The sequence below is a fragment of the Stenotrophomonas sp. AR029 genome, from assembly GCF_047520695.2.
Lineage (GTDB): Bacteria > Pseudomonadota > Gammaproteobacteria > Xanthomonadales > Xanthomonadaceae > Stenotrophomonas > Stenotrophomonas sepilia.
On record NZ_JAXBQQ020000001.1, the window covers coordinates 807,901 to 831,585 of the forward strand.

The following is a 23,685-nucleotide window of genomic DNA, read 5'->3' on the forward strand; positions in this document are numbered from 1 at the left end:
GCCAATCTCTTGCGGGGTGGGTCGAAGATCCTGGGGCCCCTTGGAGCAATCGTGAATTACAGGTCAAACTACAATAAATGCCAATGTCCGGCGAAGTGATTTTCATAAGGTTCATGAAGGGTGCAGCTGCGGCGGGAGCGCTGGGGATCTGTTGCGCGCTGATCGCGTCCATGTTGAGTATGCGCTGTCCAGTCGCCAGGTACTCACCGGAAGTTATGTTTGCTCTTTTCTTCGCGTTGCTGATGTTGCTCGTATATTCCAAGTTCGAACTGGCGAGAAGGGGAATTCTGTCGATTGAGGTTGGGCGGGTGCGTTTCGCGTTCGCAATGGCGCTCCTGGCCGAGATGCTGATGATTGGGTGGCTTGTCGCCCGCAATCTCGAATGCGCTAGCTTCGTTCGCGCGATTCCCATTCCTGGTGCACTACTTGTTTTCTATACAGCTGTCGCATTCTCATTTGTATTCGGTGATATCTATCTTGGTCCTGCGCGAAAAATCATCAGGCTTGGAGCTCGGCCGAGGAAATTCTTGAGGGAGGAATAGTTGGCACTGGGTGGATTGGAGTGGAGCAGATTGGGTGGCTTCGCCGCCTTTTCTCACTTGAAGATATGAGGCGAGATAAGGTCGGTGGTGGATCCCTTTCGGTCCCTCCACTGCTTGGAGTTGGGTTTGGCGTCATGTCGGGATCTGGCTACACAGTTCCTGGTCAGATAGCTGCGCCGACTGGAAAAGGATGCGGGTGTCCTTGAGATGAGAAAGTACAATCGTTTTTTTTGGCTTACTACATCATGTTCTTCTGGGCGCTCAGGCTGGTTGCTTGCCTTGGAGTTGCCGTAAATTCAGTGCTCCTTGCCTTTGTGCTGGTTGATATTTCTGATGGTGGACGAGACTACGGATTTGCGGGTTTGGCGTTTGTCGCGCTCTCTCTTTGCACAGCGTTTGCCATGTGGAAAATCGGGTCTGTCGGCCTGCTCCGTCTTCGGCAAAGGAGGGCACCATAGATCTTTCCGGGGATGCTCTGAACAACTGCCGGGGTAGTGCCGGCCGTACGCAGGTGGCGTCCCGTTGTATTTGGTAGATCCACCTGGTCTGTGCCCGTGTGAGTGCGTCGACTACTTGGGCGTGACGTTCGGTGTGGCAGACCTCGCCTTTGGAGGCTTGGAAGCTGTGAATGGCAAAGGAGTCACCATTGCCGGTGTTTTGTCTCCGCAGCCCGAAGTTGCAATCCCCGGATTCCTGGTAATGGTGAATGGTCGAGCAACGGCGTACGATGGAGTGTCAGTGATACAAACCGCTCAGGATGCAAAGGAAAGAGAGTCCATCTATACCGAGGTGGCGGGGGGGGGGCAGTTGGCGCGAAGACGGGAGAGCTGTCGTCATTCGGCTTGACGTTCAACGGTCACCTTAAGGCCACACGGAACTGTTGCACTGCGTAGCCCCTGACAAGGATGCGCTGGATGCCATGAAGGCGGTGAAGGATGTTTCGGGTGGGTCTGGGTGCAGTTGCATATAATGGAGGTGATATGCATATGCGCAAGAAAATGCTGAATTGGCTTGGTTTGTTGTTATTTGCGCTAGTTTTTTTGAGGTCCTCGTCCTATCTTGTATTGAAGGTGTATGCTATTGGTCATCTTGAGAGGGGTGATTATTTTGTAATGTTGCCTGTGGCGCTGGGGTCACTCCTGATTTGCGGCATGTTCATGGCGATTGTGATTAAAGGAATGAAATCCGATCAGTAGGCTGCGCCTGGAGCATCACGCGCGACGTATGGTTCCGACAGGTTATTGCATGGGTATCACTATTCACGATTTCCAGCTGGTTGGAATTCGTCTTGATCCGCTGTCAGGTGTGACTGTTTCTCTGTTCGATGAATCTTCGCGGGCATCCTATGATTTGGTCTTTGGCCAAGTCAGGAGAGCAAGCGTTGATGGTTTCTCTAGCCAGAATGTCGTGCTCGATCTCAAGGTCTTCAATCGAAAGGATGATTACTTTGAATTCAAGCGGTGTTGCTTCCTCCTTGGCCTAGATCCAGTGGCTGCCAGGGAAATTGTCGATGGTGACACCTTGGTCTTCATTGAGGCCTCTGTCGGCGCAGAGATTGCACTTCTAGTAGAGGGCACTTGGGATAGCCGGTTGATTCCTGTCAAGTCATGATTCCTGATCTGTCGAGCGCATCGCTCCAAGACGCACGCACCGCTTGGCTTGTAGGTCGACAGGGATCTGACGGAGAGATGGATTGTGGGACGGACCACCATCGGGCCAACGCAATGGGCTCTACCGTGCGTGCAGCCCGATGAACATCATGGATCCTGTACTCAGCGAACTGCTTTCCCGGCTCGGTGTCGGCACTGACTTCGGCGATACGGTGCTGACTTGTCCGGAGACCCAAGGGGCCTATGAGGACACGCCCCTGCATGTGGTGGCCTATTACAACGATGTGGCCCTCCTCAGCGCATTGATGCCCTTCGTGACTACCATCGATGCGCGTGGTGATCTTGATCTGACGCCGCTGGCAAGAGCTTTGATGATGTGGTGCGTATGGTCGACGCCGCAGATGGAACCTGCTGATGGAAACTTCTGAAAAGAGGTTTTACCGATGCGCCTGATGACCTTCATCTGTCCACTTTGTGGCGCTAGCGGGCAGCGCTTTCCCCTGAGATTTGCTGGGAGGCGTCAAGCAAAGATGTCCTGCCGGAGGTGTCGCGTCGAGCTTCGTTCAGACCCGCGGTTGGGCACGTACACGCTCTATCTTCTGTACACACAGGTCGTCATCCTGGTGGCGGCATTGCCGCTGATCGGGGCCAGTGTCGCGGGTGAATGGGTACGGCTGGGAACGATCTGTCTGGTAGTGCTGGTGCTGTGCTGGTTCCCGGGCGTGATCAGGCACGCACGAAGTCCGATCGTGCGCGCCTGCCGGGATGCCGATTACAATGCGCGCAGGCCAGGTGCTTCGACTGCGCACGCTGCCGCAAATCCGGAGCAGCGTAGCGACACGCCAAGTGCCAGCCCATGATAGGGAAGTCAAGAAATGACATACCATCTTGGGCGCGAGGTGCAGTCCCTGAATCGTTTTGCAGAACGGGTTGCAGATGGTAACTAACATTTGGCCGGCCCTTTCTGGGGCTCTCATGTCCATGCCGAAGGCTGGCATCTTGCGTGCAGCGGTGCTGCTCTTGCCAATGCTAGGGGGCTGCAGCATTCACCAGTTTCAACATACGGAATGGAAGTCGGACTGGGTAGATGTTTCGTCCGGTGCAATTTTCCCTGGCAATTCAACGACTCTGCCGCTTGACCGCGTTTCCATACTTGATCCTGATAGTGAAGCAGCCATTGCGAAGTGGATGTTGGAGCATTCGCTGGTCGTGGTATCGGCATCAGAGGTTGAAGGGAAGATCGGTCCAATGCCGTTGAGTGACCTGAAGCCAGCGCCCGGGGAGAGCGTCTATCTCGTCAGGGCCGCTTCGGATGAAGGTAGGGGCAAGTTCATCGGCTACGTCAACGACTAGGGACTTCTCATCATGTACGGGGTGATGGGGGGCTGCGGTGAGCAGAAGCAACGGGTGGCTGCCGTGAGTCTTCGGGAGAAGCCCGCCAACGTATTCGGCCGATGCTCGGCGGCGCTATAGTGCGCTGAAGCGTCGAGCTCCGCCTACTGCCTGGCGGATGACGCCAGTGTGCGACCAATGGCGCGCTCGGCAACCGCAAGGGAGATCGGTGCAGCGCGACCAATGCGTTCGAGCAGATTGTTCTGGGGAGCTAATGGAAAGCAGTCAAATGAAATCGGGGTTGCTCAGGAGTTCTCTCGATGCCAAAGGCTTCTTCCTACGCGCTTTGTCTTTCGCGTCCGTCTGCGTGCTCGCCCTGAGCGGATGCGAGAATGACCGGTTAGGGGAGCTGCAGCTGAAACCCATCTACGCTGAGCTGAGTAGTGCGTACTACGGTGGGATGTGCGAGGGTGCAGCCGGTCCAGATGCCAGTATCGAGAAGGTTCGTGCGGTGCGCATTGGAACAATCGCTGGTGACTGCGCAGTGCTCTATTTGGATGGAGTAGATAGGAACGGTGAGCCCGTGATCTATGGAGTGAAAACCGGGGATCGGCCTGAATGTGCTGGATTGATACGGAAGCTCGAAGTCGGACGGGCAAGTGCGGCCGTTCTCGGCAGGGCGCGGGAAATATGCAGGTGGTGATTCCCATATCTTCTCCGTATCCTTCTAGCGTGGGGGCGCAGATACCCGCTTTGGGCCGGCAGTCGCAATCTTCTTTTCAGTGCCACCCTGGCCTTATGAAATTCGAATTTGGCGTCTAGTATGAAGATGAATTTGGACACCTTGGAAAAGGTCTCATCAATATTGTTCGACGCGCTGCGCTCCAGGGGCTTGCAAGAGATTGAAGTGGAGGACGTGTTCTACCGCGTGGTGCCATGGTCGGAACGCCACTCCATGGGCGGTGAGCGGGTGGAGCTTGAAGTTGGAAGTCTTTTCGATGACTACTCTGATATTCAAAGAGTAGCGTCGGGGCAGCAGGAGCCACTGGCCTATCATCTATCTGCTTTGGCCTGCCTCCCCTACGAGATAGGGGGGAGGATGAGTGAAGAAGTGTGATTGCAGATAGGCGTGCACGTGCCGGAGCATCCCATGCGCCGCGTGATCGCTTTGAGCTTGAAGAAGAAGCCCACCCGTGTCTTCGCAGGATGTTCTGCAGCGCGCTGACAGCTCTGTTCGTTGTCGCCGCTCCAGAGTAATCAGCGCAAAGGCTGGAATGGGGCGCGTCATTCAAATGACTTGGTTGAATGGACGGTGATTTACCATGGAGCTTGAAGCGAAAAAGGTAATTTTCTTTTCTCAACAGGATGAACGGTTCTTCTTCGAGTGGATTGGTCGAATCGGCTGCATCGGTAATGTGGTCGGCAGAGGGGATGTCATCTATCTATCCCTGGATCCAGATGCGGTTCTGGAGGAGGACGTCTGGGAACTGGCCGCATTGTTCAGGAGGTATCGGATTCCACTGGCCCAGCTGCGAACGCTGGAGGCAGGCAGGTACTCTCGAGCGCTGCGCGATGCCTTGCGCGAGTAGAGTGCCAAGCGGGAGGCAAGGTGCATGAGCTCCCGCACTCCTCCACAAAAGAACGCGATCGGGCTGCACGCCCTCGGAGAGGTACAAGATGAAAGCCAGGCAGATTCTTCGGTACGGGCTGGCCTACGCGGTGTCGTGTGGAGCACTCTGGCTGTTCCTGCACTTTGTGGGCAGGGCGCTTTACGCCTTCGACTCACATCAGGTTTTCTTCTGGCTGTATGCCGTCAGCCTTTTGTTGCTGGGAATCTGCGCACGGGTTCCCGCCGCGGGCCGCCTTACAATCAGGCGGCTTGCCAAGGGGGCTGGCTTGGGGCTGCTCGCGGGCCTTCTGGCCCAGGTCGTGGTGCTTGTACTGGAAGCCTATAGATTCAGCGGATTAAGCCCATCGCTGCTCTGGCAGGTACCGGTTTCGCTGACGGTGATGAGCGTCGTGCTGCTCACGCCGCTCTGGGGCGCAGTGCTGGTTGCCCTCACTGCCGAACACCGCCGCGACAACCACCCACGTCAGGCCTCGAAGCCATGAAGCACCTGAACGCCTTCTGCCTCGTGGTTGCACTGACATCCTGTGCAGCGCATCCGAACCGCACCACAGAGTGTCAGCCGGCCCAATTCACTTACATCGGCACCGAGAGCGTCGACGGGCTGACCTACGGGCGCTTCCAGGTCACCCACAATGCTGATCAGCCGCTTCAGCTGTGGGTGGATGAGAGACGCAGGTTGAACCCAAGGACCGCTCGCGCAGAGATGAGGCGCACAGGCGAGGATGCCTGGCGGCCTTACAACGTGATCCTTGAGGAAATCACACCGGGAGCGATCGGGCTGTCGATCGGGCAGGATGAACAGCAGACCGTTCTGTTCGATGGTGATGGCCTGTTCCTGCCCGGCGCATCCAGCGCGGGCGCGAATTACTCCATCGTGGTACAGGACGCTGCCGGTTGCGAGCATCGCTCGGCAACGTTCATTCCCTGACCTTTCTGGCGGCGCGCCGGCCAGGCAACGAAGGAAAAATGGCGCGCCCGGAGGGATTCGAACCCCCGACCAATGGCTTCGGAAGCCACTACTCTATCCGGCTGAGCTACGGGCGCGTTGTAGAACCGCCGCGCCGTCGGCCAGTGCCGGGGCGGGCATCGCAGCGCCATGAGGCGGTGCGGGACCGGCATTCTATCCAGTTTCGTCGAACAAATCTCCCCCCACCGGCAAAGCCCTGCCAGAGGGGCAGGAGTATCCTATCGCCATGGCTGATACCCCCCTCACTTCGCCGCAGTCGCCGGCGACGCCGCGTTGGCGGCATTACTGGAGTCTGATGCGCGCTGATCGCCCGATCGGCACGTTGCTGCTGCTGTGGCCCACGTGGTGGGCGTTATGGCTGGCTGCCGGCGGCCTGCCGCCGCTGTGGACGCTGTTCGTGTTCACCGCCGGCGTGTGGCTGACCCGCTCGGCCGGTTGCGTCATCAACGACTACGCTGACCGCTGGCTCGACCCGCATGTGGAGCGCACCAAGGCGCGGCCGCTGGCCACCGGCGCGATCAGCGGTCGCGCCGCGCTGGCGCTGTTCGCCGTACTGATGCTGGTGGCCTTCGGCCTGGTGCTGACCCTGAACGGGCTGACCATCGGCCTGAGCTTCATCGGCGTGTTCCTGGCCGCCAGCTATCCGTACCTGAAGCGCTACACCCATCTGCCGCAGGTCTACCTGGGCATGTCGTTCGGCTGGGGCATCCCGATGGCGTTCGCCGCCGTGCAGGGCGAGGTGCCGATGCTGGGCTGGCTGCTGTATGCCGGCAACATCCTGTGGTCGACCGCCTACGACACCTGGTATGCCATGGTCGACCGCGAGGACGACCTGAAGATGGGCTCGCACTCCACCGCGATCCTGTTCGGTGATCTCGATCTGGTCATCCAGGGCGTGCTGTACGCGCTGTTCCTGGCCACCATGGCGCTGGTTGGCGTGCGCGGCGGGCTGGGTGGCTACTACCTGGCCGGCGTGGCCGTGGCCACCGCGCTGGTGGTGTACGAATTCTGGATCTGCCGCAACCGCGAGCGCGGCCCGTGTTTCAAGGCGTTCCTGCACAACAACTGGGTCGGCGCCGCGCTGTTTGCCGGTATCGCCGTGGACCTGGCGCTGCGCTGACCCCAGGGGTTGGTAGAGCCGGCCGCTGGCCGGCTGCACCCGTGCGCGATCCCGAGTTTGCCGGCCAGCGGCCGGCACTACCGCCACCTACGACCAATAGGTGGCAGACAGCCCACACCCCACCGCCCAGAATCGGTCCATCGAACCTGGGAGGGTAGGCGATGGCCTCGACGGCAGCAGTACAGGACGGCTGGATGGCGCGCGCAGCGCTGCGCTCGGCCGCCTGGGCGGAAAAGTGGTTCCCCGATGCGTATGTGTTCGCGGTGCTGGGCGTGGTCATTGTCGCGCTGGCCGCGATGGGCTTCGGTTCGACCCCTCAGGCCACCGCCAGCGCCTTTGGTGACGGCTTCTGGAGCCTGATCCCCTTCACCATGCAGATGGCCTTTGTGGTCATCGGCGGCTACGCCGTGGCGACCGCGCCGGTGGTCGCACGCTTCATCGACTTCCTGGCCCGGGTGCCGCGCACCGGTCGCGGTGCGGTGGTGTACGTGGGCCTGGTCAGCATGCTCGCCTCGCTGCTCAGCTGGGGCTTCTCGCTGGTGTTCGGTGGCCTGCTGGTCCGCGCGCTGGCCCGTCGCACCGAACTGCGCATGGACTACCGCGCCGCCGGTGCGTCGGCCTATCTCGGCCTGGGCGCAGTGTGGGCGATGGGGCTGAGCTCGTCGGCCGCACAGTTGCAGGCCAACCCGGCCAGCATGCCGCCGGGGCTGGTGGAGATCACCGGCGTATTGCCGTTCACCGAAACCATCTTTCTGTGGCAGTCGATCGCCCTGACCGCAGTGCTGATCCTTGTCTCGCTGCTGATCGCCTGGCTGACCGCGCCTGCAGCCGGCAGTGCGCGTACCGCCGAGGAATTTCCCGGCGCTGCGCAGGCCGAGCCGGAACCGCTGCAGCGACGCACGCGCCCGGGCGAATGGCTGGAATACAGCCCGCTGCTGACCGTGCTGCTCTCGCTGCTGGCGTTCGGCTGGCTGTTCAACGAGTTCGCCAACAAGCCGGTGGTGACTGCCATCGCCAACCTCAACACCTACAACTTCCTTTTCATTTCGCTGGGCCTGCTGCTGCACTGGCGCCCGCGCAGCTTCCTCAACGCTGTGGCCAAGGCGGTGCCGAGCACCACCGGCGTGCTGATCCAGTTCCCGCTGTACGGCGGTATCGCGATGATCCTCACCCACGCCGCCGGTGGTGACGGGCAGACCCTGGCGCACCGGCTGTCGAGCCTGTTCGTGCACGTGGCCAGCACCGATAGCTTCGCGCTGGTGATGGGCATCTACTCGGCGGTGCTGGGCTTCTTCGTGCCGTCCGGTGGCGGCAAGTGGATCATCGAGGCGCCGTACGTGATGCAGGCCGCCAACGAGCTGAAGGCGCACCTGGGCTGGGCAGTGCAGGTCTACAACGCGGCCGAAGCGCTGCCGAACCTGATCAACCCGTTCTGGATGCTGCCATTGCTGGGCGTGCTGGGGCTGAAGGCACGCGACATCGTGGGCTTCACCTTCATCCAGTTGCTGGTGCACATCCCGCTGGTGCTGGGCCTGTTGTGGCTGCTGGGCATGACCCTGGCGTATGTGCCGCCGGTGATGTCGTGAGTGCAGGGCTGGCGTCCGTGCGCGAGCAGGACGCCAGCTCCGTTCAGCGCGTGTTTCCAGCAGAGCACGCCATGAATGCGCGCAGTCGCGCTGACGGCATGAGCACATGCCGAACCCATATGAATCCTTCATCGGCTTGTGCCGCAAGGGGCTTTGCCCGTTCATTCACGCGCGTACACACCAATGTAGCCGCCCACCAACGCGCGATTAACTCTTCGCTGCAGACGATGGCCCCGTCCACCGCATTCCGCGTGTGGCTTTGGAGATCGGACATGGCACAGCAGAACCAGAACCCGAACCAGAAGCAGCAGGGCCAGCAGAACCAGCAGGATCAGCAGCAGGGGCGTGGCCGCGACCAGCAGCAGCAACAGCAGCAGGAACAGCAGCAGCGCAACCAGCGCAACCAGCAACAGGGTGGGCAGGACGAGGAGGAGTGACTTCGGTACCCACTTCCTGTGATGCGCGAAGCCCCGCCCCGTGCGGGGCTTCGCTTATTCCAGCACGCCAATGCGTTGCAGCACCGGCGCTGCTGACATGTCGTTCGGGTTGGTGCCTGGCTGATCCTGCGGCACCTCCATGCCCATGGCGCGGTAGAGATCGACCCAGTGCTGTGCGATCTGCCCGGTCTTCGGGTTGCGGAAGTTCATCGGCTGCAGTGCGAACACATGGTGCGCACGGAACGCACGTTCGATGAAATCCGAACAGTAGTAGCTGTCCTCATTCAACACATACGACGTGTTGTAGGGCTTGCCCAGCATCATGCGTGCGGTCGCGATCGCATCCTTGATGGCAGCCTGCTGCGATGCGCGCAGCCGATAGACCACGACCTGCCGCTGCTTGCCTCGGGCGTCCTCGCGGAACTGATCCAGCGTCTGCCGGCGCGAGCCTTTCTCATCCGCATGCAGTACCTCCCAGCCGTCTGGCGCCGCAGCGACCAGGGCCACGTGATCGAAGCTGGGTGCGCCCTGCTTGCCGGTGGCATCGTCGATGGCCGCGCTCAGGCCGGCATTGCCGGCGGTGACGAACAGCAGATCGCCTTCCCGGACCTCCAGCGCGGCCGCACCACCAGGCCACAGCGTTGGCAGCAGCAGGGAGAGGGCAAGCAGGAATGCGCGCATGGGGCCAGGGTCGAAGCGTGTGCGGCGTAGTCTAACGGCTGCTGCGATGACGTTGATTTCAGAATTAGTGTGATATTAGTCACAATTCGGCATGTCGGGATATTCCTGACAGCGGATGTTGAAACTGAATTGACCGAGGCATGGCTATCCTTGCCTCCCTACCGCGCCGGAACCGCGCGCGACCGCCCGGAATCAGGAGGATCCCGTGAACCAGCTCCGCCCCGTTGCCCTGCTTGCGCTTGCCCTGGGGCTTGCGCTGTCCGGCTGCAAGCCTGCGCCCCAGGCAGCCCCCGCTGACGCCGCCGCACCGGCTCCGACCAGCACGGCCACTGCCACGACGCCGGCCACGCCGGTTGCCGCGGCCCCGGCAGAGGCTTCTGCCAGCTGCCCCCATCCGGTCTTCGACGACTTCCTCAAGCATTTCGGCAACGAGATCGCGCTGCAGGAAACGTCCACTGCCGATCCGCTGCTGGACAGCCACATCGACAGCGAAGCCGAGCCGGAGCCACGCAAGGTGGAGGAGAAGGTGCCGCTTGCCAAGGTCGAATGGCCGGTGATGCCGGACCCGGCCACGCTGCAGCGCCAGGGCCGCGAGATGCAGGTCACCCGCCTGCCCGATGGCCAGGTACAGGTGCAGATGCGCACTCCCGATACCAGTGACCAGCAGATCTACACCTTTGCCCAGAAGCCGTGCTGGCAACTGGTCAAGCGTGAGGACGAATCGATCTGACCCCTGAGCGACCGCCTGCGAGCGGTCGTGTGATTCACCCAAGGAGCCCCGCATGCGTCTGTCTCCCGTTGCCCCCGTACTGGCCCTGATGCTTGCTGCCTGCAGCGGCCCTGAGGCGGCTGCACCGGCGGCCCCTGCTTCCACTGACCCGGCAGCGACGCCGGCCGCACCTGCGGCTGCCGTTGCGGACCATTCCACCTCTCTTACGCGCGACGAGACCGGCATGCATATCGATTGCCAAGGCACCCGCCTGCACCTGGCGGCCCAGCCCACCCAAGACACGGACGCTTCCCGGCTGACCACGCTGGAAATTGAAAAGGACGGCGCACGCCAGGCCATTGCTGCGCCCAAGGAGATGGACGGCTATACCGCCGTTGGCCTGGCCTGCGTGCAGGACCGCAGCGGTACGCCGTACTTCGTCGTGCAGTACGGTGAACTGCCGTTCGGCTGCAGCTTCTGCGAGTGGTACTACCTGTACGACGCCAGTGGCCGCCAGTTGACCCACAGCACACCGCCGCTGCGCGGCGCGGAAGGCGAGGAGCAGGAGCCCAACAACGACGAGTACGAGAAGTTGATCGACTCGCTCGGCATCAAGCACCCGGAGGTGAACTACATCGAAGACTGAGCGCAGCGGCAGGACGTCGCACGCGCGCTGTGAACGCAGCACTGCAGTACCGCAGTACCAGAAGTACCAGGAGCAGTACCCCTTAAGGAAATCCCCCTTTTCATAGAATGGATAGCACACACATGGCAGACATCTACCAGGACATGGTCCAGCCCCGCGGGGCGGCCTACAGCAGTGACCGCATCAAACCGTGGAGCCACTACCGCGAGCCGATCGACCAGAGCGACGGCCGCCTGCATGGCAACTCCCGCCGGTGGGGCGATGCGACCCCGGAAGTACAGTCACGGGTGATCGACACGATCATCGAGTCGGCGCGCGAGAAGGGCCTGACCCCGCGCGAAACGGCGCACGTACTGGCCATCGCCCGCGTTGAATCGGGCTTCAACCCCGATGCCGCCGCTGGCACCACCTCGGCCTCGGGCCTGGGCCAGTTCATCGACAAGACCGGCAACCACTACCACCTCAACAACCGCAACCGCTTCGACGTCGGCGCACAGTCCGATGCACTGGTTGACCATTACATCGATAACCGCACGCTGGCGCACAAGCGCGGCCAGGGTGAGGAGTACATCTACAAGTACCACCACGACGGCCCGACCCGCGATTACGGCGGCCTCACCCTGTCTGAAAAGAAGGTGATGCCGTACGTGGACAAGTACGAGCGGTTCGTGGAGCAGCGCCTGGGACTGACCCAGGGCCAGTCCCAGGGCAGCCACGCGGCCCCCACCGTAGCTGCGGCCACGCACGCGCAGGCCAAGCCGGCAGCGGCGCATGCCGAAGGCCAGACCCGCAACTTCGAGCAGACGATGCAGGTGATGCTGCCCCCGCAGAACGGGGTCAAGCCGCACATTACCGGTGAGTTCGGCGAACACCGCGCGCACAAGCCGCACGGTGGCACCGACTTCAACTATGTCGGCGGCCAGCACGGCCGTAATCTGCAGCACCCGACCGTCAACGCGCCGATCTCCGGAACGGTGACGTTCGTCGGTGGCGACTACGGTACGGTGAAGATCAGGGATGCACAGGGCAACTCGCACGAGATCCTGCACCTGCAGTCGACCCAGGTGAAGGAAGGCCAGCCGATCAAGGCGGGCGAGCCGATCGGCACCATGGGCGGGCGTGGCCCGGGCGGTGCGGGTCAGTATGCCCAGCACGTGCATTACCAGTTGAAGGATCCGCACGGCAAGCTGCTCAGCCCGCAGGACTTCTGGGACCACGGCAAGCTGAAGGAAACCGGCAAGGGTGGCCATTCGCATGATGCCGACCACAACGGTGTGCTGCGCCAGGGGGCCAAGGGCGAGGAAGTGACTGCGCTGCAGAAGGAACTCAACCGCCTGGGCGTGCGCGACGGCCAAGGCAATCCGCTGAGCGAGGACGGCAAGTTCGGTGCCAATACCAAGGACGCACTGATCGCCTACCAGAAGCAGCACGGGCTCTCCGCCGACGGCGTGGCGGGTCCGGCGACGCTGGGCAAGCTGGCCGAAGGCCGCAGCCATGCCGAGGCGGCGCCGAAGGGGCCGCAGCTGGGCGACAAGGCGCATCCGGATACGCCGCTGCACAATGCGATCCGTGGCCACATGCCGGGCATGATCTCCAACGAGATGAGCGCGCATGTGACCGCCCAGGCCAAGGCCGCCGGCATCGATTCGCCGGAAAAGCTGCAGGGCGTCACCGTGCAGGATGGCAAGGCCTTCGTCGTGGGCACCGTTCCCGGCTTCCGTACTGCGGTGGACATGACCCAGGCGGCACCGAGCCTGCAGGAGACCAGCGCTGCAATGCTGGCCAAGCATGAGCCTTCGCAGCAACACGTGCAGGACGAGCAGCAGCGGGTGGCCATGGGCCGTTGACCGCTGCGTGTGAAGAAGTGTGTGGTAAAGGAGGCCGGCCGGGGTAATCCGGCCGGCTTTTCCGTTCATGGGGCAAGGACATACACGGATGCCGTTTCGCATGATGCACAGCACCGCCATTGCAAGGCACGGCGTCCACATGAGCCGGGTGCTGCCGTGGCGCAACGCATGGCAGTGGGTAGGGCTGGCACTGCTGCTCTGCCTGCTGCCGCTGCCAGTGCTGGCGGCGGCCCCGATTCCGGCACTGGACGACCCGGTGGTGGACACCGCCAACGCACTGTCCGCCAGCACCCGCGCCACGCTGCGCGAGCAGGCATTGCAGCTGCAGGCACGCAAAGGCGCGCAACTGCAGGTGCTGGTGGTGCCCAGTGTTGGCGATGACGGCATCGAAGCCTATGCACAGCGTGTCTTCGACCAGTGGCAGCTGGGCCGCGCCGGTGTCGATGACGGGGTGTTGCTGCTGGTGGCGGTGCAGGACAGGCGCGTACGCATCCAGACCGGCTATGGCCTGGAAGGCACCATTCCCGATGCCTATGCCGCGCGCATCATCGACAAGGCGATCGTGCCGCGCCTGCGCGAAGGAGACCTGGACCAGGGCATGCTGGACGGCAGCAAGGTGCTGGTGGCGCTGATCGATGGCGAGCCGCTGCCGCCCGAGCAGGATTCATCCGCACGCAACCTGTTGCCAGCGGATTGGCGTACAGGGGATTCGGTCGTCGCCCTGACGTTGCTGGTGGGGTTCCTGGCCGGTCTGTGGCGATCACCGCCACGCCTGCTGGCCACCAGGACCGAGGCCGAGTTCAGCGGTAAGCGCCGTGAGCGGCGGCGCAAGGCACTGGCAGCCAATGCGGCAATGCCCAGGCCGAATTGGCCGACATTGCCTGCTTGGGGCAGACCGTTGCTGGTAACGGCAGTGATGGCCGCTGGGTTGGTTTCGGCGACGCTGCTGCTGCCGCGGCATGTGCTGCCTGCGCTGTTCTTCGTGCTGTTACCGGCCGTACCGGTGGCGGCGCTGCTGGGGTGGTGCTGGCGTCGCAGCCGTGGTGTGCGCATCGTGCTGTCCGGCATGTTGGCCGTCAGTATCGGTTTCTTCATGGTGATGCTGGTTCGTGGTCAGTTGCCGCCCAGCCTTGCCCTGCACACGTTGCTGAACCTGGCGGTCGCCATTGCTGCCATGCTGGTGTTCTTCCTGGTGCAGGCCGGCCGCGCGCGCTGGCGGAAGAACCGCAACAGCTTCGCCGTGCGCCTGGTGGTGCTGGTGCTGTTGACCGGCGGCTATGCGCTGGGCGCGCTGCTGGCCATCGACCGGGCCGGCGACGAGAACGCACGCGTGTTGGCGACGATCGTGTCCTGCGCAAGCACGCTGTTCCTGTACTTCATCTGGGTGTTCACCCTGCTGCCCGGCGAAAAAGCACGCAGCGGACAAAGGTCGTCCCAAGGCTACCGTTCCTCGTCCAGCACCTCGTCGTCGAGTTCGTCCTCGAGCAGTTCCGGCGGCTGGTCCGGTGGCGGTGGTCGCAGCGGCGGTGGCGGCGCTTCGGGCAGCTGGTAGCTCAGGCCGCCCACACCCGCCAGCCCAGCGCCGCATCGCGCAGCTCGCCGCTGCCGCTCACATCACCCACCTGCAACTGCACGCCCTGCGCATTGGGCAGGTCTTTCTGCTCGGGGAACCAACGACGGTCGGCGGCGACGATGATCAGCAGGCCCTCGTCGTCGCCCATCGGCGCGAACTGCGGCGACGGCGGGCTGATCGGCTGCAGGCCGAAGCGCTGGCTGGACTGTTCGCGCACCGCATCGACATCGTGGCTGGGCAGGCCAACCTCGCTCAGGCAGGTCAGCTCGCTGCCATGGAAAGCGCCTGCGCGCGTGCTGACTGGCAGACGGCGCCGGCCGATCAACTCGAGGATCAGGCCGTCGGGACCGGTGAAGTACACCGACTGCGACTGCCAGCTGCTCTCCAGCGCAAAGTAATCCAGGCCCTCAGGATTACGTTGCAGCGGGGTACGTTCGCGCAACCAGGCCATCGCCTCGCTGAAGCGGTTGTCCGGTACGTTGAAGGCCAGGTGCACGCCACCGACGGGGTGATCACCCGCCGCCTGCAGTTCGATCGTGCTCCAGCCGATGTGCACATGGTTGCCGACCACGCGCTGCTGCAGCACATCGTGGAAATACGCGGCGACGGTGGCGACGTCGGACACCGGCAGGGTGAGGTGAAGCAGGCGCATGACCGATTCTCCATGGACGCGCTCACTGTAACGCTGGGGCCTGCCCGGCGGCCACTAGCGCAGTGAATGGTTGAAGAATCGTATTGCTGCGTCCACTGCCTGCGCGTGGGTCTGTGCCTTCGGCACCGACGCCCTGCACAGGTCCTGCAGCCGCCGCTGTCCGGTCGGGGTGCATGCGGCGAGGAAATCGTAATGGCCGACACCGGGCAGCGCCTGCAGTGCAGCGCCCGCAATCACCGCACGCGCAGCCTCGCCATTGCTCTGCGGTGGCGCAACCGTGTCAGCCTCGCCCAGTACGATCGACACGGGCTGTTCCAGCGAGGAGAGCTGCTCGGGCGCAAAGGCCTGCACGATTGCCGGTGCCAGCAGGAACACCGCGCGCACGCCGGGAATGGCGCGCGCGTCGTTGGCGTGGGACATCCACGGCGACAGCTCGGGCGACGCCGCAGCGGCAACACGCGCCTCCATCGTGTGCGTGGCCGCTTCCTGCTGGGGCCGGCAGACGCCGTCATCCGGATGCGCCGTGCAGAAGGCCAGCAGTCGCTGCAGGTCCGGTCGCGCACCGGCCGCCACCAGTGCGGTGTAGCCGCCGGCCGAGAATCCGGCGACCCCCAGGCGCTCAGGATCGACATGCGGGCCCAGCACCGGATCGGCCTGCACAGCCGCCAGTGCGGCACGCAGGTCATCGGCGCGCAGCCAGATCAGTACGCTGCCGGGCAGGGTCATGCTGTCAACGCCGTTGTTGCCCGGATGATCGACTGCGATCACCAGATAGCCTGCCCGCGCCAACGCGGTGCCCAGCCAGCCCATCATGCGCGCGCTGCCGCCGTTGCCATGGGAGAGCAGCAAGGTCGGCAGGCGATCACCGGCGACCGGCGCATCCCTGGACGACCGGCCGACGTCGAACAGCGGCGCGTCGGGTGGACCGATGGTCAGCGCGGTTTCCCGGCTGCCTGCAGGTGCCGGATACCAGACCGTGTAGCGCAGCGCGTCACGGTGCTCTGCGTCGCGCACGGCGGCGCTGGCCAGCGTCGTCGTGCCGTGGCGCTCGCCGGCGACGCCGCTTTCGCGGGCGGCGCCGACGCTCGCGAACGCCAGCAGCATTCCTCCCAGCACAGCAGCGGTCATGCGCATCTTCAACTCCTTGTCAGTGGTGACGGTCGTCGACGGGCAGCCAGATCTCCACGCCGCCGTTGCCGCTGTGCTCGTCGAACCGGGCGTCGTAGCGCTCCAGGTCCGGCGCATCGGCAAGGCTCAGGTTGGACGCAGGGAGATAATGATCCAGCAACCAGAACCAGGTCGAGCGGATGGCCGAGATGTGTCCGCCGTGCCAAGCCACCAGGTAGCGGCGCGCCGGAATGTCCACGCGTCGCCAGTGCGCAGGCACGCTCGGCACCGTGCTTGCCGGTAGTGCCGCAATGTAGTCGAAGCCACCATCGTCATCACTGTTGCAGCACACGCCGAAGCTGATCGGCGCCGGCATCGGCCATTCGCGGTTGAGCTGCGCCCACTGGCCAGGAATCGCGCCACCACTGTCGCGGGTATGCCGCATGCCGATGCCGGCCACCTGGAACGCGGGCGTCTCAAGCAGGCGGGGCGCTTCAATGCAGGCGGACGGGGCCTCGTCCACGCGGATCGCCTGCACCAGCGCCAGCCCATCGGTGCCCTGTTCGCGTACGCGCTCCGGCGTCTGTCCGAACTGTTCGCTGAAGGCACGCGTGAAGGCTGCATGGGTGGTATAGCCGGCACCCAGCGCCACCTGCAGGATGTCGTTGGCGCCGTTGGCCAACTGCTGCGCGGCAGCGGTCAGGCGGCGCCCGCGCAGGTAGCGCACCACCGGGGTGCCGGTGCGGGCCTGGAACAGACGTGACAGATGAAACGGCGACAGGCCGGCCGCAGCGGCAATGTCGGCCAGCGCCAAGGGCTGGTCCGCATGGGTTTCGATGTACCACAACGCCTTGCCTGCCGCGCTCATCCTGCCGTTCCCCGGATCCAATGCCGGCACAGTAGCGGATCGGCAGGCGCGGCGTTTAGCAGTTCTTGCGCCTGTGCGGATTCAAGCTGTCGTACTGACGTCATGCCTCCTTCACACATCGCGCCGAGACTGCGCGCCTTGTCCAGGCCTGTTGTGTGCGCACAGGTGCTGGCCCTGTCGCGTCCTCCCGGAGCCCTGCCGTGCATCGTTCGAAGCTTTCGCGTTCCATCCTCCTTGCCCTTTCCATGGCCAGCGCAGGAGGCGCGATCGCAGCGGAAGCCGATGCGGTCGATGCCGCCGGCGGCAGCCGCGCCGCGCCCACCCAGCTCGACGCGATGCTGGTCACCGGTACCCGCGCGTCCAACCGCACCCAGTTCGAAACGCTGGCGCCGGTGGACGTGTTCAGCAAGGAAGACATCACGTCCGTCGAATCCACCGACCTGAAGGACGTGCTGGCCCAGCTGGTGCCGTCGTTCGTGGTGCAGCGCCTGCCGATGGCGGACGGCCAGGTGTTCGTGCGTCCGGCCACGCTGCGTGGCCTGTCGCCGGACCAGACCCTGGTGCTGGTCAACGGTCGCCGCTTCCATCGCAGCGCGCTGCTCGGCAACCGCGGTGCGCAGGCGGCTGATCTGGCACAGATTCCCACCAGCGCGATCAAGCGCATCGAGGTGCTGCGTGATGGCGCGTCGGCGCAGTACGGCTCGGATGCCATCGCCGGTGTCATCAACATCATCCTCGAAGAGGGGCCCGGCACCGAGATCACCGCCGGCTATTCGCAGTACGCGCAGGGCGACGGTGCCTCGCGCGATTTCAGTGCGCGCACCGGCTGGTCGCTGGGCGACTATGGCAGCCTGGTGCTGTTCGCCGAATCGTCCAACTCAGACGCCACCTCGCGCACGCGCCAGCGCCCGGATGCGATCGCCTTCCAGGCTGCACATCCGGAGCTGGACGTGCCCAATCCGGTGCAGCGCTGGGGCCAGCCGGAACTGGAAAGCCGCCGCGTCGGCTTCAACGTGAAGGCCCATGCCAACGACACGCTGGAGCTGTATGCGTTCGGCCTGTACAGCCACAGCGATGGTGTCAGCGATTTCAACTGGCGCAACCCGGACACCACCACCGGCGCCTACCGCACCACGGCGATCTTCCCGGGCTGGAACCTGCGTTCGATCTATCCGGTGGGCTTCAGCCCGCAGTACGGCAACACGCAGAACGACCTGCAGCTGGTCGGCGGCCTGCGTGGCGAGATCACGCCGAAGCTACGCTGGGATGTCAGCGCGTCGTATGGCCGCAACGCCATCGACTACAGCCTGAAGAACTCCATCAACGCTTCGCTCGGCCCGGCCAGCCCGACCGCGTTCGATCTTGGCCGCCTGACCCAGACCGAAAAGAACGCCAACGCCGACTTCAACTACGAATGGGACGTGGCCGCGCTGTCCCAGCCGATCAACGTCGCCTTCGGTGGCGAGTTCCGCCAGGAGACCTATCAGGTGCGTGCCGGTGACCCCGCCTCGTACGCCGTGGGTCCTGGCGCGGCTGCAGGCCTGGAGGCAAATTCCAATGGCGCGCCCGGCTTCTCGGCCAGCCAGGCCGGGCAGTGGAGCCAGCGCAGCAGGGCCGCCTACGTGGACATGGAAGTGCCGCTGGGCGAGCGCTGGAGCATCGGTGCGGCCGGCCGCTACGAGGACTTCTCCAGCTTCGGCAGCACGCTGGACGGCAAGCTCTCGGCGCGCTTCGCGATCACCCCGGACGTGGCCCTGCGCGGCACCGTGTCCAGCGGCTTCCGTGCACCGACGCCGGCGCAGCTCAACACCACCAGCACCACCCAGGGGTTGGATACGCGCACGCTGCAGATCTTCACAAGTGGCCGCCTGTCGCCGAACGATCCGCTGGCGCAGCTGCTCGGCGCCAGGCCGCTGAAGCCGGAACAATCGCGTACCGCGTCGCTGGGCCTGACCTGGCGCACCGACCTGGGCCTGTCCGGCTCGGTGGATGTCTACCAGATCAAGCTCAGCGACCGCTTCAGCCAGTCGGCCAGTTTCGCCATTCCGGCCGGTACGCCCAATCCGCTGGGCTATACCTCGGTGAACTATTTCACCAACGACTTCGATACCACCACCACCGGGGTGGACGTGGTCGGCAACTACCTGCGCGACCTCGGCGCCGGCCGCATGACGCTGACCCTGGCCTACAACTACAACCGCACCCGCGTGGACAATGGCAGCACCTCGGTGGCCACCAACGAGACCCAGCGCGTGCTGTTCGAGGATCGCCTGCCCGAGCACAAGGGCAGCCTGACCGGCAGCTGGGACATCGGCGCCTGGTCGCTGATGGCACGCATGCGCTACTACGGCGCCTGGACCGATTCCAGCGGCAATGCAGTGGGCGATATCTACCAGCGCTTCGGCGCGATGAGCTTCCTCGACCTGGCCGTTGGCTATCGCATCAACGAACATCACAGCCTGCGCGTCGGTGCCGACAACGTATTCGACCGCTATCCGGACGAAGCCACCTTCCAGGCCAGTCGCGGCCTGGTCTACTCGCGCAACGCGCCATACGACACCGACGGTGCCAACCTGTACGCACAGTACCGGCTGAGCTTCTGATGGACCCGGCCCGCCGCTCCCTGTTGCGTGCCGGCGCCTTGCTGCCGGCCGCAGCCGCACTTTCTTCACTGCCGGCCATGGCTGCCACGCGTTACGCTGCGTCCATGCAGATTCCCGCAACGACCGTGGCGCCGGACGTGCTGGCCCGCGATGAAAACTACTGGGCCGCCGTGGCCAGCCACTTCGATGTCACCGACGAAGTGAACCATCTGGAGAACGGCTACTGGGGCGCGATGGGCCGCGAGACGCTGGCCAGCTACCAGCGCCACACCGCTGAAGTGAACCGAGGCAATGCCTGGTATGGCCGTCATGCGTTCCCGGCGCAGTACATGGCGGTGCAGCGGCAGGTGGCCGAACTGCTGGGCGTGGGCGCCGACGAGATCGCACTCACCCGCGGTGCCACCGAGGCGATGCTGGCGCTGATCGGCGGCTACAACCGCCTGCAGCCTGGCGACCAGGTGCTGTACGCCGACATCGACTACGACAGCATGATCGGCGCAATGCGCTGGCTGCAGCAGCGCCGCGGCGTGCAGGTCGAGCGCATCGCGCTGCCGGCCGTGCCCGACCATGCGCAGATCCTGCAGGCCTACGAGGCCGCGTTCGCGCGGCTGCCACGCCTGAAACTGGTGCTGCTGACCCAGGTCAGCCATCGCCATGGGCTGGTGCTGCCGGTGGCCGAAATCGCTGAACGTGCGCGCGCACGCGGCATCGACGTGATCGTTGATGCAGCACACGGGTTTGGCCAGATCGACTACGCGGTGCCGCAGCTGAAGTCTGATTTCGTCGGCATCAACCTGCATAAGTGGATCGGTGCGCCGGTCGGCGTCGGCGCGATGTATGTGCGCAAGGGCCGCGTTGCGGACCTGGACCCGTACATGGGCGAGACCGACGATGGCCGCGTGGGCAGCCGTGTGCACACCGGTACGGTCAACTTCGCCGCTTACCTGGCGCTGCCGGAAGCGATCGCGCTGCACCAGCGCATCGGCGCAGCCAACAAGCAGGCGCGCCTGCGCTACCTGCGCGAGCGCTGGACCGTGCCTGCGCGGCAGATGGCGCATATCGAAGTGCTGTCGTCGCCTGATCCGGCGCTGGCCAGCGCATTGGCCAGCTTCCGCCTGCGCGGGCGCACCTCGGTAGAACAGAATCAGGCACTGCAGAAGCGCTTGCTGGATGAGCATCGGATCTTCACCACCCATCGCGATGGCCTGGAGTCGGGTGCCTGCGTGCGGGTGACACCGTCGGTGTTCACCCGACCGGCGCAGATGGATGTGCTGGTACAGGCGCTGGTGGCATTGGGGTAGTGCCGGCCGCTGGCCGGCAACCTCATGATCCGTGCACGCCGTTGCCGGCCAGCGGCCGGCACTACCAGGGCTACCGCTCGATCGCCGGCAGCGCGTCCGACAACAACAACCGGTCAATCCGCCGCAACGCGCTCTCCAGCTGCCGTCGGTCCGCCGCCAGCCCCAACGACAGCCGCACGCCGTGCTGATGCTGCACCCCGGGCGGACAGAACGCCGATGAAGGAGCGATGGCCAGCCCCTGCAGCTGCGCGGTACGCACCAGCGTGGCGTCGGTCCATGGCGCTGGTACCCTGCACCAGGCGTGCAGGCCTTCGGCGCGCAGCAGCAGCGACGGCGCCAGCAGGCAGCGGGCCATGCGCACGCGCTCGCGCGCCTCGGCACGCACCTGCGCCAGCAGCGATTGTGCCGAACCATCCAGCAACAGTTGGCTGGCCAGCGCCGACACCAATGGATGGCCCATCAGCCGCGTCGCCCGCAGCGCGGCGGTCATCGCCTCGGCATGCGCGGCACTCGGGCAGCGCACGAAGGCGGTGCGCAGGCCCGGGCTGATCACCTTCGACAGCGTCGCCACATGGAACACATGGCGCGGTGCCAGCATCGCCAGGGGTACCGGCGCCTCTTCGGCAAGGTGCCAGTACGGATCATCCTCGATCGCCAGTAGGCCTTCACTCTCCAGCACACGCGCCAGCGCTTCGCGCCGCTGCAACGGCAACGTTAGCGCGGTCGGGTTCTGGCAGGTGGGGTTGAGATAGAGCAGCCGCGCGCCACTCCCGCGTGCCTGCTGCAGCAGCGCTTCAGGGCACATGCCGTGTTCGTCGCAGTCCACCGGCAACAGCCGCCGGCCAAGCGCCGCTGCGGCCTGCAGCAGGCCCGGATAGACCAGCGCATCGCACAGGATCGCGTCGCCATCGCGGCCCTGGCTGAGCAGGATCGCGGCCAGCGCCACCTGGGCGCCTTCGGTCAGTAGCAGGCAGGCATCGTCCACCGTGCCCAGCATCGGTTGCAGCCAGCGCGCTGCCGCATGGCGGTCGGTCGGGTTACCGCCGCCCAGGTGGTAGGTCATCAGGTTCGGTGCATTGCTGCGCGCAAGCACGGCGGCGGCGCCGCGGCGCAGGGTCTCGGCCAGCGCGTCGGCATCGGGTACCGGTGGCACGTTCATGCTCAGGTCCACCACCTGGTCGAAGCCAGCCTTGGGTGGTGCGATGAAACTGCCTTGTGGCCCACGCGCTTCGATCAGGCCGCGCTTGCGCGCTTCATCGAATGCCCGCGTTACCGTGGTCAGGTCGACGCCGAGCTGCTGCGCCAACGCGCGCTGCGAGGGAAGGCGCTGCCCCGGTGCAAGACCACCGCGACGCACCGTGCGCTCCAGCGAATTGACGATGCGCAGATAGATCGGCCCGTTGTGCGCGAGCACGTCCTGCACCCATTCGCGCGCTGCGACATCCGGTCGCGGCATGTACGGAGCATGTCGGGGCGTATCGTTGCTTCCAACGGCGGGAGCCTGTCCATAACCATCGGTCGGTTCGGACAGGTGACCGCCGTTGTTGTTTGCGGCGGCCACGCCACCCAGAGCCAGTGATGTCATTGCGCGTCCTCAGCGCTTGGCCTGCCACGGGCAGTAACAGCCCACGGCAAGCAGTCCTTTCGGGCGCACGGATTCGCCGCGCACCAGTCTGTCCAGCAGCGGTTCGACGAAACTGTTGGCCGAGTTGCAGACCATGCCGATGCTGTACGGCCCGGCGTAGGCCAGATGGCCCTGCCGGTCCCAGATCGCCACGGCAGGGCTGGCCGGAATGTGCTCGATGCCATCGATGGTCGGCAGGTTGATCACCTTGTTGCGCAGCGGCTCGGGCAGTTCGCCCTGCGTGCCAGGGCGACGGATCGCGTAGAAGTCGATGCCGGCGCGGCGGTACATGCTGATCAGGTAGCTCAGGTGCGCACCAGTCTCGCGGTTGCACACGCCGCAGGCCGGGTCCCAGAAATGCACCACGCGGATGCGGCCGGTATTACCGGCCAGATCGGCCGGCAGGCGCAGCTGCGAGTCGTCGAAGACGATGGCCTGTTCGGTGAACGTGGACTGCGCGCTGTAGCCGAAGTACTGCCACAGCGCCGCCGCCACGCCGGCCATGAACAGGCAGGCGAGGGCGATCATCGTCGGCAGCAACCAGCGGCGACGCGGCGCGGCTGCGCCCATCAGGACGCGTCCCCGCCGAACTTGTGTACGTACTGCTTGCGCATCTCGCGGCAGGAATCGGCCTGCGCCCGGCGCTGGATCTCGCTACGCGACGGATCCTCGCTGCGCTGCACGCATTGCTCGATGGCGTGGCGTTCGGCGGCCTGCACATCCACGGTCTGCGGCTGCAGGCAGACCCAGGCCAGCACAGCCAGCATCAACCCCACAAAGCCACCGCAGCCGGCCATCACCAGGTGGAACTTCAGTTTCTCCGCGCGCATCGAGGCACGTCCCTTCATCC

Annotated in this window: 25 protein-coding genes and 1 tRNA gene; 18 read left to right on the forward strand and 8 right to left on the reverse strand. The window is 64.4% G+C overall.

The annotated features are described in order from the left end of the window. Positions 1-83 precede the first annotated feature (83 nt). The 9 genes from ACM0PB_RS03800 (at position 84) to ACM0PB_RS03840 (ending at position 6,042) form a co-directional block, all read left to right on the forward strand. The gene (locus ACM0PB_RS03800) at positions 84-542 is read left to right on the forward strand and encodes a hypothetical protein (RefSeq protein WP_188248090.1); all 459 of its coding nucleotides are present in this window, start codon (positions 84-86) and stop codon (positions 540-542) included. A gap of 980 nt (positions 543-1,522) precedes the next feature. Then, positions 1,523-1,738, forward strand: coding sequence for a hypothetical protein (locus ACM0PB_RS03805; protein ID WP_414604354.1), 216 nt, complete (start codon positions 1,523-1,525; stop codon positions 1,736-1,738). A 49-nt stretch (positions 1,739-1,787) separates the two neighbouring features. Then, positions 1,788-2,153 (forward strand): hypothetical protein, encoded by a 366-nt coding sequence (locus ACM0PB_RS03810; protein ID WP_414604355.1) that lies wholly within the window; start codon positions 1,788-1,790, stop codon positions 2,151-2,153. A 148-nt stretch (positions 2,154-2,301) separates the two neighbouring features. After that, the gene (locus tag ACM0PB_RS03815) at positions 2,302-2,580 is read left to right on the forward strand and encodes a hypothetical protein (protein ID WP_139727919.1); all 279 of its coding nucleotides are present in this window, start codon (positions 2,302-2,304) and stop codon (positions 2,578-2,580) included. 547 nt (positions 2,581-3,127) lie between these two features. After that, positions 3,128-3,505, forward strand: coding sequence for a hypothetical protein (locus ACM0PB_RS03820; protein ID WP_139727915.1), 378 nt, complete (start codon positions 3,128-3,130; stop codon positions 3,503-3,505). Between the two features lie 802 nt (positions 3,506-4,307). Continuing rightward, the gene (locus tag ACM0PB_RS03825; RefSeq protein WP_005420077.1) at positions 4,308-4,601 is read left to right on the forward strand and encodes a hypothetical protein; all 294 of its coding nucleotides are present in this window, start codon (positions 4,308-4,310) and stop codon (positions 4,599-4,601) included. 205 nt (positions 4,602-4,806) lie between these two features. Further along, a complete protein-coding gene (locus tag ACM0PB_RS03830) occupies positions 4,807-5,073 on the forward strand; it encodes a hypothetical protein (protein WP_139727913.1) in 267 nt (88 codons plus the stop codon). A gap of 88 nt (positions 5,074-5,161) precedes the next feature. After that, positions 5,162-5,596: a hypothetical protein gene (locus tag ACM0PB_RS03835; protein ID WP_139727911.1), complete on the forward strand. Its 435-nt coding sequence runs from the start codon at positions 5,162-5,164 to the stop codon at positions 5,594-5,596. Then, positions 5,593-6,042: a Rossmann-fold NAD(P)-binding domain-containing protein gene (locus tag ACM0PB_RS03840; RefSeq protein ID WP_235649006.1), complete on the forward strand. Its 450-nt coding sequence runs from the start codon at positions 5,593-5,595 to the stop codon at positions 6,040-6,042. Before ACM0PB_RS03835 ends, ACM0PB_RS03840 begins: the two co-directional genes overlap by 4 nt. Positions 6,043-6,081: 39 nt before the next feature. On the opposite strand, the gene ACM0PB_RS03845 is transcribed toward ACM0PB_RS03840, so the two are convergent. Beyond that, positions 6,082-6,158, reverse strand: a tRNA-Arg gene (locus ACM0PB_RS03845). A gap of 149 nt (positions 6,159-6,307) precedes the next feature. Between ACM0PB_RS03845 and ubiA the strand changes: the two genes are divergently transcribed. The 3 genes from ubiA (at position 6,308) to ACM0PB_RS03860 (ending at position 9,224) form a co-directional block, all read left to right on the forward strand. Beyond that, on the forward strand, positions 6,308-7,201 hold the full coding sequence (gene ubiA, locus ACM0PB_RS03850) for a 4-hydroxybenzoate octaprenyltransferase (RefSeq protein WP_005411493.1): 894 nt from the start codon (positions 6,308-6,310) through the stop codon (positions 7,199-7,201). Positions 7,202-7,362: 161 nt separating this feature from the next. Next, positions 7,363-8,787 carry a short-chain fatty acid transporter gene (locus ACM0PB_RS03855; RefSeq protein WP_414604356.1) on the forward strand — a complete coding sequence of 475 codons (1,425 nt, stop codon included), beginning with the start codon at positions 7,363-7,365 and terminating at the stop codon, positions 8,785-8,787. Between the two features lie 272 nt (positions 8,788-9,059). Next, positions 9,060-9,224 carry a hypothetical protein gene (locus tag ACM0PB_RS03860; RefSeq protein WP_005414774.1) on the forward strand — a complete coding sequence of 55 codons (165 nt, stop codon included), beginning with the start codon at positions 9,060-9,062 and terminating at the stop codon, positions 9,222-9,224. A 54-nt stretch (positions 9,225-9,278) separates the two neighbouring features. On the opposite strand, the gene ACM0PB_RS03865 is transcribed toward ACM0PB_RS03860, so the two are convergent. Continuing rightward, a complete protein-coding gene (locus ACM0PB_RS03865) occupies positions 9,279-9,905 on the reverse strand; it encodes a YiiX/YebB-like N1pC/P60 family cysteine hydrolase (RefSeq protein WP_414604357.1) in 627 nt (208 codons plus the stop codon). 205 nt (positions 9,906-10,110) lie between these two features. Between ACM0PB_RS03865 and ACM0PB_RS03870 the strand changes: the two genes are divergently transcribed. The 4 genes from ACM0PB_RS03870 (at position 10,111) to ACM0PB_RS03885 (ending at position 14,659) form a co-directional block, all read left to right on the forward strand. Then, positions 10,111-10,635 carry a hypothetical protein gene (locus tag ACM0PB_RS03870; protein WP_139727904.1) on the forward strand — a complete coding sequence of 175 codons (525 nt, stop codon included), beginning with the start codon at positions 10,111-10,113 and terminating at the stop codon, positions 10,633-10,635. A gap of 52 nt (positions 10,636-10,687) precedes the next feature. Continuing rightward, entirely contained in the window at positions 10,688-11,260 is a 573-nt protein-coding gene (locus ACM0PB_RS03875; protein ID WP_227836791.1) for a hypothetical protein, read from the forward strand. A 122-nt stretch (positions 11,261-11,382) separates the two neighbouring features. After that, complete coding sequence (locus ACM0PB_RS03880; protein WP_414604358.1) at positions 11,383-13,107, forward strand: peptidoglycan-binding protein; 1,725 nt, start codon at positions 11,383-11,385, stop codon at positions 13,105-13,107. Positions 13,108-13,246: 139 nt separating this feature from the next. Further along, positions 13,247-14,659, forward strand: coding sequence for a TPM domain-containing protein (locus tag ACM0PB_RS03885; RefSeq protein WP_414604383.1), 1,413 nt, complete (start codon positions 13,247-13,249; stop codon positions 14,657-14,659). A gap of 1 nt (position 14,660) precedes the next feature. On the opposite strand, the gene ACM0PB_RS03890 is transcribed toward ACM0PB_RS03885, so the two are convergent. Genes ACM0PB_RS03890 through ACM0PB_RS03900 form a run of 3 tightly spaced genes read right to left on the reverse strand, consistent with a single transcriptional unit; the run spans position 14,661 to position 17,307 of the window. Then, positions 14,661-15,332 carry a VOC family protein gene (locus tag ACM0PB_RS03890; protein WP_414604359.1) on the reverse strand — a complete coding sequence of 224 codons (672 nt, stop codon included), beginning with the start codon at positions 15,330-15,332 and terminating at the stop codon, positions 14,661-14,663. A gap of 54 nt (positions 15,333-15,386) precedes the next feature. Next, a complete protein-coding gene (locus tag ACM0PB_RS03895; protein ID WP_414604360.1) occupies positions 15,387-16,466 on the reverse strand; it encodes an alpha/beta hydrolase family protein in 1,080 nt (359 codons plus the stop codon). A gap of 13 nt (positions 16,467-16,479) precedes the next feature. After that, complete coding sequence (locus ACM0PB_RS03900) at positions 16,480-17,307, reverse strand: AraC family transcriptional regulator (RefSeq protein ID WP_065186578.1); 828 nt, start codon at positions 17,305-17,307, stop codon at positions 16,480-16,482. Between the two features lie 200 nt (positions 17,308-17,507). On the opposite strand from ACM0PB_RS03900, the gene ACM0PB_RS03905 reads away from it, so the two are divergent. Both ACM0PB_RS03905 and ACM0PB_RS03910 read left to right on the forward strand, forming a co-directional pair. Then, positions 17,508-19,910 (forward strand): TonB-dependent receptor plug domain-containing protein, encoded by a 2,403-nt coding sequence (locus ACM0PB_RS03905; RefSeq protein WP_081280498.1) that lies wholly within the window; start codon positions 17,508-17,510, stop codon positions 19,908-19,910. Beyond that, the gene (locus ACM0PB_RS03910; RefSeq protein WP_139727895.1) at positions 19,910-21,211 is read left to right on the forward strand and encodes an aminotransferase class V-fold PLP-dependent enzyme; all 1,302 of its coding nucleotides are present in this window, start codon (positions 19,910-19,912) and stop codon (positions 21,209-21,211) included. The genes ACM0PB_RS03905 and ACM0PB_RS03910 overlap by 1 nt, the downstream gene beginning before the upstream one ends. Positions 21,212-21,281: 70 nt before the next feature. Here the strand turns inward: ACM0PB_RS03910 and ACM0PB_RS03915 are convergent, their stop codons facing one another. The 3 genes from ACM0PB_RS03915 to ACM0PB_RS03925 are packed head-to-tail and all read right to left on the reverse strand — an operon-like array spanning position 21,282 to position 23,683. Further along, the gene (locus ACM0PB_RS03915) at positions 21,282-22,796 is read right to left on the reverse strand and encodes an aminotransferase-like domain-containing protein (RefSeq protein WP_262090160.1); all 1,515 of its coding nucleotides are present in this window, start codon (positions 22,794-22,796) and stop codon (positions 21,282-21,284) included. A 9-nt stretch (positions 22,797-22,805) separates the two neighbouring features. Then, entirely contained in the window at positions 22,806-23,405 is a 600-nt protein-coding gene (locus tag ACM0PB_RS03920; protein ID WP_053497371.1) for a DUF6436 domain-containing protein, read from the reverse strand. Beyond that, entirely contained in the window at positions 23,405-23,683 is a 279-nt protein-coding gene (locus ACM0PB_RS03925; protein WP_414603673.1) for a hypothetical protein, read from the reverse strand. The genes ACM0PB_RS03920 and ACM0PB_RS03925 overlap by 1 nt, the downstream gene beginning before the upstream one ends. Between the last annotated feature and the right edge of the window lie 2 nt (positions 23,684-23,685).